Annotated in this window: 11 protein-coding genes; 6 read left to right on the forward strand and 5 right to left on the reverse strand. The window is 69.2% G+C overall.

The features are described from left to right. Positions 1-121: 121 nt before the first annotated feature. Positions 122-1,426 (reverse strand): acetyl-CoA C-acetyltransferase, encoded by a 1,305-nt coding sequence (locus tag ACLN58_RS09530; RefSeq protein WP_415855020.1) that lies wholly within the window; start codon positions 1,424-1,426, stop codon positions 122-124. Between the two features lie 91 nt (positions 1,427-1,517). Between ACLN58_RS09530 and ACLN58_RS09535 the strand changes: the two genes are divergently transcribed. The 3 genes from ACLN58_RS09535 (at position 1,518) to ACLN58_RS09545 (ending at position 4,899) form a co-directional block, all read left to right on the forward strand. After that, positions 1,518-2,240 (forward strand): TetR/AcrR family transcriptional regulator, encoded by a 723-nt coding sequence (locus ACLN58_RS09535; protein ID WP_415855021.1) that lies wholly within the window; start codon positions 1,518-1,520, stop codon positions 2,238-2,240. Next, positions 2,237-4,327 (forward strand): acyl-CoA dehydrogenase, encoded by a 2,091-nt coding sequence (locus tag ACLN58_RS09540; protein WP_415855022.1) that lies wholly within the window; start codon positions 2,237-2,239, stop codon positions 4,325-4,327. Before ACLN58_RS09535 ends, ACLN58_RS09540 begins: the two co-directional genes overlap by 4 nt. Positions 4,328-4,449: 122 nt before the next feature. Further along, entirely contained in the window at positions 4,450-4,899 is a 450-nt protein-coding gene (locus tag ACLN58_RS09545; RefSeq protein WP_415855023.1) for an Hsp20/alpha crystallin family protein, read from the forward strand. Positions 4,900-4,969: 70 nt separating this feature from the next. Here ACLN58_RS09545 and glgA read toward each other — a convergent pair whose 3' ends face one another. After that, positions 4,970-6,166, reverse strand: a complete 1,197-nt coding sequence (gene glgA / locus ACLN58_RS09550; protein WP_415855024.1) for a glycogen synthase — start codon at positions 6,164-6,166, stop codon at positions 4,970-4,972. A 110-nt stretch (positions 6,167-6,276) separates the two neighbouring features. On the opposite strand from glgA, the gene glgC reads away from it, so the two are divergent. Both glgC and ACLN58_RS09560 read left to right on the forward strand, forming a co-directional pair. After that, a complete protein-coding gene (gene glgC, locus ACLN58_RS09555) occupies positions 6,277-7,734 on the forward strand; it encodes a glucose-1-phosphate adenylyltransferase (RefSeq protein ID WP_415855025.1) in 1,458 nt (485 codons plus the stop codon). Positions 7,735-7,745: 11 nt separating this feature from the next. Continuing rightward, a complete protein-coding gene (locus tag ACLN58_RS09560; RefSeq protein ID WP_415855026.1) occupies positions 7,746-9,215 on the forward strand; it encodes an SDR family NAD(P)-dependent oxidoreductase in 1,470 nt (489 codons plus the stop codon). Positions 9,216-9,263: 48 nt separating this feature from the next. Here ACLN58_RS09560 and ACLN58_RS09565 read toward each other — a convergent pair whose 3' ends face one another. The 3 genes from ACLN58_RS09565 to ACLN58_RS09575 all read right to left on the reverse strand — a co-directional run bounded on the left by ACLN58_RS09565 (position 9,264) and on the right by ACLN58_RS09575 (position 12,703). Beyond that, on the reverse strand, positions 9,264-10,115 hold the full coding sequence (locus ACLN58_RS09565) for a transglutaminase family protein (RefSeq protein ID WP_415855027.1): 852 nt from the start codon (positions 10,113-10,115) through the stop codon (positions 9,264-9,266). Beyond that, a complete protein-coding gene (locus ACLN58_RS09570; RefSeq protein ID WP_415855028.1) occupies positions 10,112-11,038 on the reverse strand; it encodes an alpha-E domain-containing protein in 927 nt (308 codons plus the stop codon). Before ACLN58_RS09570 ends, ACLN58_RS09565 begins: the two co-directional genes overlap by 4 nt. Before the next feature lie 108 nt (positions 11,039-11,146). Further along, positions 11,147-12,703, reverse strand: coding sequence for a circularly permuted type 2 ATP-grasp protein (locus ACLN58_RS09575; RefSeq protein WP_415855029.1), 1,557 nt, complete (start codon positions 12,701-12,703; stop codon positions 11,147-11,149). A 109-nt stretch (positions 12,704-12,812) separates the two neighbouring features. Here ACLN58_RS09575 and pepN point away from each other — a divergent pair. Next, on the forward strand, positions 12,813-14,844 hold a 2,032-nt coding region (gene pepN / locus ACLN58_RS09580), incomplete at its 3' end, for an aminopeptidase N (protein WP_415855030.1).

The raw sequence follows: 14,844 nt of genomic DNA on the forward strand, positions 1-14,844 counted from the left end.
TGCTCCCCCGGCGCGTACCGGCGCAGCGCAACGGGTTGCGGGAGGCCGAGGCGCTTGGCGAGGTCTCGGCCCCAGCCGCGGCTCACGAACGCTGTGTACTTGTCTGTCATGTCGCTCCCCCTCAGCGAGCCTCGAGCACGGCGGCGACGCCAAGCCCGCCAGCGGCGCACACCGAGATGAGGCCGCGAGCCGGCCGCCCGCCGACCTCTCCCCGTTCGTGCAGCTGCTTCGCGAGCGAGGCGACGATGCGCCCGCCCGTCGCGGCGAACGGATGACCCGCCGCGAGCGACGAGCCGTTGACATTGAGTTTGGCCCGGTCGACCTTGCCGAGCGCACCGTCGAGTCCGAGGCGCTCGCGGCAGAACTCCTCGTCTTCCCACGCCGCGAGATGCGAGAGGACGGTGCCCGCGAAGGCCTCGTGGATTTCGAAGTAGTCGATGTCCTCGAACGTGAGCCCGAGCCGACCCAGCAGCCGAGCAACGGCGAACACGGGCGCCATGAGGAGCCCATCCTTGCCATGCACGAAGTCCACCGCGGCGGCCTCTCCGTCCACGATGTCCGCGAGGATCGGAAGGTCGCGGGACTGCGCCCATTCCTCCGAGGCGAGAAGGACCGTTGACGCGCCATCCGTGAGAGGCGTCGAATTGCCCGCGGTCATCGTCGCGCGGTCGCCGAGCTGGCGGCCGAACACGGTCTTGAGCTTAGCGAGCTTCTCGAGGGACGTGTCGGCCCGGAGGTTGCCGTCCTTCGTCAGACCGCGGTACGGGGTCACGAGGTCGTCGAAGAAGCCCCGCGAGAAGGCCTCCGCGAGGTTCCGGTGGCTCGCGAGGGCGAGCTCGTCCTGGGCCTCGCGGGTGATCTTCCACTGCGCGGTCGTGAGGGCCTGGTGTTCGCCCATCGAGAGACCCGTGCGAGGCTCGTTTGTGCCCGGGGCGACCGGAGAGATGTCCTTGGGGCGGATCTTCGAGACGGCCTTGAGCTTCTGCTGGAGTGTCTTGGCCCGGTTGAGCTCGAGGAGAGCGTGGCGCAGGCCTTCGCTCACCACGATGGGCGCGTCGGACGCGCTGTCGACGCCGCCCGCGACGGCAGACTCGATGCGCCCGAGCTTGATCTTGTCGGAGAGACCGAGAACGGTCTCGAGGCCCGTCGCGCAGGCCTGCTGGACGTCGTAGGCAGGCGTTTCCGGGGACAGGGCTGAGCCGAGCACGGCCTCGCGGGTCAGGTTGAAGTCACGCGAATGCTTGAGCACGGCGCCCGCGGCGACCTCGCCGATGCGCTCGTCCTGGAGGCCGAAGCGGGCCACGAGGCCGTCGAGGGCCGCCGTCAGCATGTCCAGATTCGAGCTCATCGCGTAGGCGCCGTTGGTGCGAGCGAACGGGATGCGGTTGCCGCCAACGACGACGGCCTTGCGCACAGTGGACATCATGCCTCCGTAAACGTGGGCTGGGCGGGCGCCCAGCCACTGAATGATGTGAGCCGAGTTACCGATACCAAGCGTACCTGATACGCTGGGTATCGTGAACCTCCCCCGAGCGGCGCGCACCGCGGCGCGCGCACCCGAGTCTTCAACGCACGACGGCGCCTCCGCGGCTCCCGTCGACGGCCGCACCGCGCGCTGGGCAACCCACCGCGAGGAGCGCAGGACGGAACTCATCCGCTCGGCACGCCGAGCCGTCCATCGTCTGGGCTCCGAGGTGCCCATGGAGGACATTGCCACGGCGGCGGGGACCTCGAAGTCGGTCTTCTACCGATACTTCGGCGACAAGGCCGGACTCCAGGCGGCCATGGGCGAACTCGTCCTCGCGCAGATGCAGGCCCGTATCGGCGAGGCTGCGCGCACGGCGCAGACGCCGCACGAGGGCCTCCGGGCCATGGTCACGGCCTACCTCGGCATGGCCGCGAGCTCGCCCAACGTGTACGAGTTCGTCACGCGTGTCCCGTCCGGCGGCCCGGCCGACGCCGAAGCCGGCGCCGCGTTCGGAAGCTTCTTCGACGCCGTCGGCGGCATGATCGAGGAGCCCATGCAGCGGCTCCTCGCGCCGGGCAGCCACGCGACGATCCTGTACTGGCCCGCCGCCGCGATGGGACTTGTCCGCGCCGCCGGCGAGCGTTGGCTCGAAACCCCCGAGACCTCATCCAAACCCACCCTCGACGCCATGGCCGCGATGATCGCCGATTGGCTCTTCGCCGGCATCGTCGCCGAGGCAGACAGCACGAATCCCAGCAAGGAGCAGCCATGACAGAACTCGCCTCCGACGCCCCAGAGACCGCGGCGGACCTCGTCGAGGACGCGGTCGAGGCCTCCGACGGTGCCCGCATCGACGTCGAGGCGCTCGGCGAGCAGCTCCTCGGAGCCTGGGCGGCCACGCGTCGGGTGGCGCGTGAGCTCGCCGGCCAGGCCGAGCTGCACAAGCTCGAAGGGCTCACACATCACGAGCACCGCGAGCGCGTGTTTAGCCAGCTCAAGTACCTCGTGGACCACAAAGCCGTGCACCGGGCGTTCCCGAAGGAGCTCGGCGGCGACGAGGACCACGGCGGCAACATCGCAGGCTTCGAGGAACTCGTCACGGCCGACCCGTCGCTCCAGATCAAGGCGGGCGTCCAATGGGGACTCTTCGGCGCCGCGGTCCTGCACCTCGGGACCGAGGAGCACCATGCGAAGTGGCTTCCCGGCATCATGTCGCTCGACGTGCCCGGCTGCTTCGCGATGACGGAGATCGGCCACGGCTCGGACGTCGCGAGCATCGCGACGACTGCAACCTACGACCTCGAGACCGAGGAGTTCGTGATCCACACGCCGTTCAAGGCGGCGTGGAAGGAGTTCATCGGCAACGCGGCCAAGGACGGCCTTGCGGCGGTGGTCTTTGCCCAGCTCATCACGAAGGGCGTCAACCACGGCGTCCACGCGCTCTACGTGCCGCTGCGCGACCCGGATACGAAGGAGTTCCTCCCGGGCGTGGGCGGCCAGGACGACGGGGTCAAGGGCGGCCTCAACGGGATCGACAACGGGCGCCTGCACTTCGACCACGTCCGCGTACCGCGGACGAATCTGCTCAACCGCTACGGCTCGGTGGCCGCGGACGGCACGTACTCCTCGCCGATCGCAAGCCCGGGCCGGCGCTTCTTCACGATGCTCGGCACGCTCGTGCAGGGCCGCGTCTCGCTCGACGGCGCCGCGACAGCCGCGTCGAAGCTCGGCCTCACCGCGGCGATCCGCTACGCGTCCGAGCGCCGGCAGTTCAACGCCTCCTCGGAGACCGCCGAGGAGGTGCTCCTCGACTACCAGCGCCACCAGCGGCGGCTCCTCCCCCGGCTCGCGACGGTCTACGCGATGAACTTCGCGCACGAGCAGCTCCTCGAGAAGTTCGACGGCGTCTTCTCCGGCCGGGCCGACACGGACAAGGACCGCCAGGACCTCGAGACGCTCGCCGCGGCCCTCAAGCCCCTCGCAACATGGAACGCGCTCGACATCCTCCAGGAGTGCCGCGAGGCGTGCGGGGGCGCGGGGTTCATCATGGAGAACCGCTTCGCGTCCCTGCGCTCCGACCTCGACATCTACGTGACGTTCGAAGGCGACAACAATGTGCTGCTCCAGCTCGTCGCGAAGCGGCTCCTGAACGACTACGCCAAGGAATTCCGGAGCATGGGCGTGGGCGCGCTCGCGAAGTTCGCGCTCGGCCAGGCCGCCGGAGTGGCCTACAAGACGGGGCTCGGGGCCGTCGCGCAGTTCGTGCGGGACAGCGGGCGCGCCCAGCGAGCGGCGCTCGCCCTGCGCGACGAGGACACGCAGCGGCTCCTGCTCGCCGACCGGGTCCAGACGATGGTCGCCCAGGTCGCGCAGGCCCTCCACGGCGCCAACAGGCTCCCGCAGGACCAGGCGGCCGCACGCTTCAACGCCCACCAGAATGAGCTCATCGAGGCCGCGCGGGCGCATGCCGAGCTCCTTCAGTGGGAGGCCTTCACCGAGGCGCTCGCCGAAATCGAGGACCCCGGCACGAAGAAGGTGCTCACGTGGCTGCGGGACCTCTTCGGGCTGACCCTCATCGAGAAGCACCTCGCGTGGTACCTCATGAACGGCCGCCTGAGCATGCAGCGCGGGCGCACCGTCGGCGAGTACATCAACCGGCTCCTCGCGCGGCTTCGCCCCCACGCCCTGGACCTCGTCGACGCGTTCGGCTACGGCCCCGAGCATGTCCGCGCGCCCATCGCGACCGGCGCCGAGGCCGAGCGTCAGGATGAGGCGGCCGAGTACTACGCGGCGCTGCGCGCCTCGGGGGCCGAGCCGCGGCGCGAGAAGCAGGCCAAGGCTGCCAAGAGCACGGCCTGAGCTAACCCCGCTCACATGTTCGCTCTGGGCCGCCGCAGCGAGCCTTCCACGCCCCCGCGGCCGGGTCTAGCCTGAGGGCAAGGCCCGGCCACGGGGACCGGGCACGCCTCAAGGAGGATGCCATGGGAGATGGATGGGCCCGCCGTGGGCCCTGGGACATGCCCGTCCCGCCGCCGTTCCGCCGCTTCGGGTTCCCTGAGCACGTTCGCCGCTTCATGGAGGGCGACTGGGAGACGGGGTGGCTGCGCGTCGAGGAATTCCGCGACGGCGACGACCTCGTCGTGAGGGCCGAGGTGCCCGGCGTTGACCCCGAGACGGACGTCGACGTGACCGTCCGAGACGGCGAGCTGAACATCCGGGCCGAGCGTCAGGAGAACAGCGAGAACGCGGGCAAGGAGGGCTACCGCTCGGAATTCCGCTACGGCTCGTTCTCCCGCAGCGTCCAGCTCCCGCGGGGCGCCCGCCAGGACGACATCCGGGCGAGCTACAAGGACGGCGTGCTCGAGGTCCGCGTTCCGTCCGCACCCGAAAGCGGCCCCGGGCCGACCAAGGTCAACGTGAGCCGGGACTAGCCTGGGCGACCAACGACGACGGCGAGCCTGCCGCGCAGGGGGCTCGCCGCCGTCGTTCGCTGGCTCTCTCCTAGGCGAGAACCGAGCGGTAGACGTCGAGGGTCGACTGGCCGATCGTGTCCCACGAGAAGTTCTGCTCGGCGCGCACGCGGCCCGCCTCCCCCATCGCGCGAGCCCGCGCAGGGTCGGAGACGACCTCGGTGAGCGCAGCGGCGAAGTCGGTCACGAACTTGTCGGGGTCCAGCGGCGTGCCGGTCCCGTCGCTCACCTGCTCGATCGGCACGAGCAGTCCTGTCGCGCCGTGCTCAACGACCTCCGGGATGCCACCCGTCGCCGTCGCGACGACGGCGGCGCCGCAGGCCATCGCCTCGAGGTTCACGATGCCGAGCGGCTCGTAGATGCTCGGGCACGCGAACGCCGTCGCGTGGCTCAGGACCTGGATGAGCTCGGCGCGCGGGAGCATCCGCTCGATGAGGATGACGCCCTCGCGCTCCGCCTTGAGCCCGTCGATGAGGGCTGCGGTCTCCCGCGCGAGCTCGGGAGTGTCCGCCGCACCGAGGCACAGGACGAGCTGGACGTCGGCGGGGAGCTTCGCGGCCGCACGGAGGAGGTACGGGACGCCCTTCTGGCGCGTATTGCGCCCCACGAAGACGACCGAGGGCTTCTCGGGGTCGATCCCGAGGGCGCGGATGAGGTCGGAGCCCTCGTCGCGGCCCCAGCGCGAGACATCGATGCCGTTGTGGACCACGCGCACCTTCGCCGGGTCGACGTCGGGGTAGCAGCGCAGAATGTCGTCGCGCATGCCGTGGGAGACGGCGATGATGGCCGCCGCCGCCTCGTACGCCGTCTTCTCGACCCACGACGAGAGCCGGTAGCCGCCGCCGAGCTGCTCGGCCTTCCACGGCCGCAGAGGCTCGAGGCTGTGCGCGCTCAGCACGTGTGGGATGCCGTACAGGATCGAAGACACGTGCCCGGCCATGTTCGCGTACCACGTGTGCGAATGGACCACGTCCGCGCCCGACACTTCGGGGACGATGTCGACGTCGATGCCGAGCGTCTGGAGCGCAGCGTTGGCGCTCGCGAGCTGCGACGGGACCTGATGGGAGGTGACGGACGCGCCGTCGACCTTGGGCTCGCGTGGCGCGCCGAAGGCATGGACCCGCAGATCCACCTCCCGCGCAAGGACCTTGCTGAGCTCAGCGACGTGTACCCCGGCACCGCCGTAGATCTCCGGGGGAAATTCCTTGGTCACAATGTCAATTCGCACGGCACCAACGTAGTCGCTGCCCGGTAGGTGTTCTAGTGTGAACCCGGAGGCATCCTCCAACGACGGAGGGGCCCGGGACTGACCGGAAGACTGAAGACGGGGGTTGCGCAATGGCGCCAAAGAGAGTTTTGGCTATCGTCTTGGCCGGTGGAGAGGGCAAGCGGCTCATGCCGCTCACGGCCGACAGGGCCAAACCGGCCGTGCCATTTGCCGGGTCATACCGGCTCATCGACTTCGCGTTGTCCAATCTGGTGAACTCCGGGTACCGGCACATCGTTGTCCTCACCCAGTACAAGTCGCACAGCCTCGACCGCCACATCTCGGAGACGTGGCGGCTTTCGACTCTTCTGCAGAACTACGTCGCGTCCGTGCCGGCCCAGCAGCGCGTGGGGAAGAGCTGGTTCCTCGGCAGCGCCAACGCGATCTACCAGTCGCTCAACCTCATCAAGGATGAAAAGCCGGACATCGTCGTCGTGGTCGGCGCCGACCACGTCTACCGGATGGACTTCTCCCAGATGGTGGAGGCACATATCGCCTCGGGGGCCAAGGCGACCGTCGCCGCGGTGCGGCAGCCGCTCAGCATGGCCAACCAGTTCGGCGTGATCGAGACCGACGCGGCGGATCCCACCCGGATCGGCGCGTTCGTCGAGAAGCCGGCGACGACGCCAGGCCTCCCCGACGCGCCCGACCAGTTCCTCGCGTCGATGGGCAACTACGTCTTCGACTCCGACGCGCTCGTCGAGGCGCTCAAGCACGACGCCGAGCGGCTCGACACGAAGCACGACATGGGCGGCGACATCGTTCCGCACTTCGTGGAGCGCGGCGAGGCCGGCGTGTACGACTTCACGCGGAACGAGATCCCCGGATCGACCGAACGCGATCGCACCTATTGGCGCGACGTGGGCACCATCGACTCGTTCTACGACGCCCACATGGACCTCATCTCGCCGCTGCCCGTGTTCAACCTGTACAACTCGCAGTGGCCCATCTACACGCGGCAGAGCGTTTCCCCGCCCGCGAAGTTCGTGCGCGGCCTCGGCGGGCGGGTCGGATTGGCGCTCGATTCGATCGTCTCGAGCGGTGTGGTCGTGACCGGCGGCTCCGTCGAGGGCTCCGTCCTCTCGCACGACGTCCGGATCAACGCCGGCGCGCGCGTCCTCGACTCTGTGCTCATGGACGGCTGCCTCGTAGGCGAGGGCGCAGTGGTGAACCGTGCCATCCTCGACAAGAACGTCGTGGTGCCGCCTGGGGCGACGGTCGGCCTCGACCCGAAGCTCGACAAGGAGCGCGGCTTCCAGGTCACCGATTCCGGGATCACCATTCTGGCCAAGGACCAGCACGTGCCCGAGCCCGACGAAGATGAGCGCAAGCTCGCGTCCGCGTGGTCCTCCAAGCACCCTGCGGACTTCGAGGACCGCGTCGCCTCAACGGCCGACGGCGCACGGCTGGCCAGCGCTGGAAGCGGCACCGCCGCCTCCCTTGGCGACGAAACGCCTGCGGAGGATGGGCGCACGGGCGAGGGGGCGCCGTCGTCCGCCCCGGAAGCAGCGGAGGCTCGGCCTCGGTAGACTAGGAGGCCATGAGCTTCACCGATCCCGCGCCCTTCGAGGAATTGACCCCGGAGGAAATCCAAGCCTGCCTCAAGGTACTCGGAACCATCCACGAGTACGACGAGGAGCACCCGGATTTCGTTGCCGTGCGTCGCGCCACGGGCAAGATGTTCAAGGCGCACCGCCGGTTCTCGAGGAGCCAGAAGCGGGACGCGGTCGCCGCCGCCGACCGGGCCGTCATCGCGCAGACGGCCACGGCGGCGCCGGATCGGATCGATGACGAGACCAAGGGCAACAAGCTCACGTCCTCGGCCACGGGGGAGGTCGCGGGGCACCTCCTCCGGCCGCGAGCGTGCTACATCTGCAAGCAGCCGTACACGCAGGTCGACGCGTTCTACCACCAGCTGTGCCCCGAATGCGCCGCGTTCAGCCACGAAAAGCGGGATGCCCGGACCGATCTGACCGGCCGGCGCGCGCTGCTCACGGGCGGGCGCGCGAAGATCGGCATGTACATCGCGCTACGGCTCCTGCGCGACGGCGCCCACACGACCATCACGACGCGCTTTCCCAAGGACGCCGCGCGCCGGTTCGCGGCCATGGAGGACAGCGCGGACTGGCTTCACCGACTCCGGATCGTGGGAATCGACTTACGCGACCCGTCCCAGGTCATCGCGCTCGCGGACTCCGTGGACGCCGAGGGGTCGCTCGACATCATCATCAACAACGCGGCCCAGACGGTTCGCCGCTCCCCCAACGCGTACAGGCCGCTCGCCGATGCGGAGGACGAGCCGCTGCCCGCCGAGCTTCTGGCCTCGAACGGCGGGCCGGAGCTGCTCACGTTCGGCCACGCTCATGATCGGCACCCCCTCTCCATCGCGGGGAGCGTGAGCGGGCACCCCGTGCTCGCGCCCGATGCCGTGACGGCGCTCGCGCTCTCGACCGGGTCCGCGACGCTCGAGCGGATCGAGGCCGGGACGGCGATTGACGCTGGCGGGCTCGTGCCGGATGTGGCGAAGATCAACTCGTGGACGCAGGTCGTGGATCAGGTGGATCCGCTCGAGCTTCTCGAGGTCCAGCTATGCAACGTCACAGCGCCCTTCCTCCTCATTAGCCGGCTCCGCGAGGCCATGCGACGGTCGACGGCGCGGCGCAAGTACATCGTCAACGTCTCCGCGATGGAGGGTCAGTTCGGGCGCAAGTACAAGGGGCCCGGTCACCCCCACACGAACATGGCCAAGGCCTCGCTCAACATGCTCACCCGCACGAGCGCGGGCGAAATGTTCACGACGGACGGCATTCTCATGACGGCCGTCGACACCGGGTGGATTACCGACGAGCGGCCGCACTACACCAAGGTGCGGCTCGCCGACGAGGGCTTCCACGCTCCGCTGGATCTCGTCGACGGCGCGGCTCGAGTGTACGACCCGATCGTGATGGGCGAGGCTGGCACGGACCTGTACGGGGTGTTCCTCAAGGACTACAAGCCCTCCCCCTGGTGACTCCGCGTTGCGGGGTCCCGTCCCCACCGTGAACTGGACCCCACAACGTTAGGCGAGGCGGGTCAGCTCTACCGACACGTCCAGATGCGAACCCCCGCCGCCCGAGAGGATTCCCTTGAGCGGCGGCACGTCGCGATAGTCGCGGCCGCGCGCCACGGTCACATGGAAGTCGCCCGCTGGCTTGTGATTCGTCGGGTCCCAACTCCGCCACTCGCCGTCCCACCATTCGAGCCACGCATGGGACTGCCCGGCAACAACCTCGCCGACGTCCGCCGTCGACCGCGGGTGAAGGTACCCCGAGATGTACCGCGCCGGGATCCCGATGCTCCGGAGTGAGCCGATCGCAAGGTGAGCGAGGTCCTGGCACACGCCTTGGCGCTGGTTCCACGCCTGCTCGGCATCCGTCGTGACGCCGGTGGAGCCGGGCATGTAGCGCATCTCGCCGCGCAGCCAGTCGAAGACCGCATGTGCAGCCGCGTTCGGATCGAGCCCCTCGACGATGCCCGGGACGTGCCCGAGCACCTCCGAGCCGGGACCGGACAGCCGCGACTGTGGAAGCCAATCGCTGAACTGGTCCTCGATCTCGGAACTTCGCAGCTTCTCCCAGGGAACCACCGAACCCTCGGTGGGGACGCGCTCGACGCGGTGCACCTCGACGGTCGTAGTGGACGTGACCTCGAGGTACTCGTGCGGGATCTGCATGTCGAACGCTGTGACGCGTGTGCCCCAGTAGTCCTTGTACGAGCTCACGGCCGCCTGCGACGGCAGAACGCGCACCTGCGACTCGAGCACCACCTGCTGAGGCTCCGTCAGCGGCGTCATGCGCGCCTCGTTGTAGCTCAGCGTGACGCGCTGGTTGTAGCGGTAGGCCGTCCGATGGACGATCCTCAGCCGGGTCATGACACCTCTCCCACCCAGGCCTGTTCGTCGGCCTGATTGAAGTACTTGCGCGAAATGGCGTCCGAGGCCTGCGCAACGGCACGCTGCACGCGCTCCATGTGCTCGGGCAGTTCGTTCATGAGGTCGTCCGTCCGGTGGAACTCGAGGAACGTGCGCGCCTGGCCGACGATGCGGCGGGCGTCGTTGATGAGGCCGAGGCGCGTGTCGGAGGGGTCGAGCTTCGCGAGGGAATCGTCGGCGTCCCGCAGGGCGTACACGATCGAGCGGGGGAAGAGCCGGTCCATGAGCAGGAACTCGGCGGCGTGCCGGTCATCGAACGCGGCGCGGCGAGTCCGCAAGAAGGACTCGTAGGCGCCCGCGCAGCGGAGCATGTTGACCCACGACATCCCAGCGGTGTGGACCTCGCGCGTCGAGAGCATGCGCGCCGTCATATCGGCGCGCTCGAGCGAGCGCCCGAGCACGAGGAAGAGCCAGCTCTCGTCGTGGCTCATCGTCGTGTCCGTGAGGCCGCCCACCATGGCCGTCCGCTCAAGGACCCAGTGGCAGAACCGATAGGTGCCCACCACGTCCTTGCGGTGCTGGCTCAGGCCGTAATAGGTCGTGTTGAGGCACTCCCAGAGGCTCGACGACACGGTCTCGCGCGCACGCCGGGCGTTCTCGCGCGCCGCGCCGAGGGAACCAGCGATCGACGTCGCGTGACCCCGGTCGTACGCAAGGGCATGCAGCAACTCGGGGAGGCCGAAGTTCTCGCGATCCGGCCGCGAGCCCATGACAGCGAGGAGCTCCTTCGCGACGCTGTGCTGGTCCTCGGGCGGGAGGTGGTTGAGGCGCTCAAGATGCACGTCGAGGATGCGCGCGGTCCCGTCCGCGCGCTCGACGTAGCGCCCGATCCAGAACAGAGATTCAGCGATGCGGCTAAGCAAGGAAGCCTCCTCGTGTGGTCGGGGCCATGCGGTTGGCGTGCGCGGTACGGTTGGCGTGCGCGGTACGGCTGGCGCGGGGCGGGTTGAGCGGACGACGGCGGTGCACGCTCACTGCTGCTGTTCCGCCTGCCGGTCCCGCCAGCTGCTCTCTACGGGCCACACGCTCGTGCGCTCCCGGATACTGATCGAGTGCCTCGGCTCCGCCTCAATGGGAACGTTGCGGGATTCCGCGAGCACCCACGTGTCCTTGGACCCGCCGCCTTGGCTCGAGTTCACGATGAGGCTCCCCTCCTTGAGCGCAACGCGGGTGAGGCCGCCAGGCAGAACCCACACGTCGTCGCCGTCGTTCACCGCGAAGGGGCGGAGGTCCACGTGACGCGGGCCGAACTTGTCTCCGCTGAGAGTCGGCACTGTGCTGAGCTGGAGCACGGGCTGGGCGATCCAGCCGCGCGGATCGGCGACGAGCTGCTGACGGAGCGTCGCGAGCTCCTCCCTCGTCGCGTCCGGCCCGATGACCAGGCCCTTGCCGCCCGACCCGTCGACGGGCTTGACTACGAGCTCGTCGAGCCGATCGAGGACCTCCTCGCGCGCGGCGTCCTCCTCAAGGCGGAACGTGTCGACGTTCGCGATGATCGGGTCCTCGTTCAGGTAGTAACGGATCAGATCGGGCACATAGGAGTACACGAGCTTGTCGTCCGCGACACCGTTGCCCACCGCGTTCGCGATCGTTACCCCACCGGCGCGCGCGGCGTTGACGAGGCCAGGGCAGCCGAGCATCGAATCCGAACGGAATTGGAGCGGGTCGAGGAAGTCGTCATCGATCCGCTTGTAGATGACGTCGACGCGCTGCTCGCCCGCCGTCGTCCGCATGTACACGCGGTTGCCGCGGCAGATGAGGTCGCGGCCCTCGACGAGCTCAACGCCCATGAGGCCCGCGAGAAGGGTGTGCTCGAAGTACGCGGAGTTGAAGACGCCCGGGGTGAGGACCACGACGGTCGGATCGTCGACTCCGGCGGGGGCGGTCTTCCGCAGCGCCGAGAGCAGGCGGCGAGGATATTCCTCGACCGGGCGGATGGGCTGCTGGCTGAACGCCTCCGGGAGGCCCTTGGCCATGGCACGCCGGTTCTCGAGGACGTAGCTGACTCCGGACGGGACCCGAACGTTGTCCTCGAGCACGCGGAACGTGCCCGCGCCGTCGCGGACCACGTCAATGCCCGAGATGTGCACCCGGACGCCCCCGGCCGGCTCGAAGCCGTGCACCTGGCGGTGGAAGTGCTTGCTCGACGTGATGATGCGCCGCGGGACCACGCCGTCCGCCGCAACGGACATCTTGCCGTAGACATCGTTGAGGAACGCCTCGAGGGCGCGGACACGCTGCGCGACGCCGCGCTCCAGCACGCCCCACTCCGTCGCGGAAATGACCCTCGGGACAAGGTCGAGGGGGAACGGCCGCTCCTCCCCCGCGTAGTCGAACGTGACGCCGCGGTCCAGGAACGTGCGCGCCATCGAATCAGCGCGCGAACTGACGTCGGCGAGGTCGAGACTGGCCAGGGCTCCGGCGAGCTGACGGTACATGGGTCGCGCCACTTGGTCGGGCGCGAACATCTCGTCGTAGGCACCGGTGCGTGCCGCGGCCACGGCGTAATCCTCGAACAGATCCGACATGGAGACAGCTTTTCACCATTCGGCGGCTCGCGCATGTCCGGCCGGTTTCCGGCGTGTTTCCGGGCCCCCGGCGCGCCGCGGTGCCAGATACACATGGTTGAATGTCCGCGTGTCCACCGAGAACCTGAGCCGCGATGAGGCCGCCCAGCGGGCCAGCCTCATCACCGTCGAGTCGTATCGCATCACCTTGGACCTGCGCTCCGCCGAGGACCCCGCAAGCACCGCGTTCGCGACAGAGAGCATCATCGAATTCCGGGCCGAGCGCGATGCCGAGACCTTCGTGGACTTCGCTGGCGAGGCGGTCACGGGCCTCGTGCTCAACGGCCGCACGCTCAACGAGGCTCAAGCGCACGACGGCGCGCGGATCCGCCTCACGGGGCTCGCCGAGCACAATCGCCTCGAGGTCAGCGGACTCGCGCGGTACAGCCGCACGGGCGAGGGCCTCCACCGCTTCGTGGACCCGGCGGACGGCCGAACCTACCTCTACACCCAGTGCGAGCCGGCTGACGCGCGGCGCTATTTCGCGAACTTCGAGCAGCCCGACCTCAAGGCGACCTTCGCGTTCAGCGTCTTCGCCCCCGCCGACTGGGTCGTCAGTGCGAACGGCGCGCCCGCGGGCAAGGTGAGCGTTCGCTGCGAAACGGGGGAACCCGCCGTCGCCCGTTGGGACTTCTCCCCCACGCCGCGCATGCCCAGCTATCTCGCCGCGGTCCTCGCGGGCCCGTACCACCGGGCCGACGACGAGTGGGTGGGCACAGCGGACGACGGCGGCCGGCTCACCATTCCCCTCGCGGCCTACTGCCGCGCGTCGCTCGCGCCCCATTTCGACGCCGACCGCATCTTCGAGCTCACGAAGCGGGGCCTCGAGTTCTACCACTCCGTGTTCACGCCCGCCTATCCCTGGGGGAAGTACGAACAGGCGTTCGTGCCCGAGTACAACCTCGGCGCCATGGAGAATCCGGGGCTCGTGACGTTCACCGAGCAGTACGTGTTCGCGTCGCGGGCCGCTGATTCGCAGTACGAGGCGCGCGCCAACACGCTCATGCACGAGATGGCGCACATGTGGTTCGGCGACCTCGTGACGATGCGCTGGTGGGACGATCTGTGGCTCAAGGAATCGTTCGCCGAGTTCATGGGCACGCTCGCGGTGGATCGGGCCACCGACTGGAGGACGTCGTGGGTGAACTTCGCGAACCGCCGGAAGGCGTGGGCGTACGTGCAGGACCAGCTCCCCACGACCCACCCGATCGTCGCCGACATCCCCGACCTCGAGGCCGCCGAGCAGAACTTCGACGGCATCACGTACGCCAAGGGCGCTTCCGTGCTCAAGCAGCTCGTGGCCTACGTCGGCGAGGACGCGTTCTTCGCCGCGGCGCGCGAGTACTTCGCGAAGCACGCGTTCGGCAACACGACCCTGGCCGACCTGCTCGACGCGCTGGGGCGCGCATCGGGCCGGCCCATGGACACGTGGGCCGCCGCGTGGCTTCAGACGGCAGGACTTCCCGTGCTCGAGCCCGAGATCGAGTACGACGGCGGCGGGCGGCTCGCCCGGGTGGCGCTGCGGCAGATCGCGGTAGATCCCGTGTCCGGCCGGAACGTGCCTCGGCCCCATCGCCTGCGGGTGGGGCTCTATTCGCGCGCCGCGGCCGGCGAGCTCCTGCGCACACGCAGCGTCGAGGTGGACCTCGTGGGCGAGCTCACGGAGCTCCCCGAACTGACCGGCGTCGAGTCCCCGGACCTGCTGCTCGTCGACGACGAGGACCTCACGTACGCCAAGGTCCGGCTCGACCCCGCGTCGGAGCGGACGGTCCGCGCGTCGCTCGGGGACGTGTCGGATCCGCTGGCTCGCGCGCTCTGCTGGACCGCCCTCTGGCACGGCGCGAGGGACGGCGTCTCCCCCGCCCGCGACTACGTGCGCGCCGTCGCCCGGTTCGGGCCTGCCGAGACGACGATCGGCGTTCTCCTCACGGTGCTCGACAACGCGCGTCACGCGATCGAGCGTTATTCGAGCGCCTCGGAGCGGGACGCGCTGCGCAACGAATATCTCGCAGCCGCCGCGGCCCACCTCCGAGCCGCCGAACCAGGGTCAGACCAGCAGCTCGCGTGGGCCAGGGCCCTCGCGAAGGGCAGCCGGTTCGGCG

Origin of the sequence: Sinomonas sp. G460-2 (assembly GCF_047759905.1) — a bacterium.
GTDB lineage: Bacteria > Actinomycetota > Actinomycetes > Actinomycetales > Micrococcaceae > Sinomonas.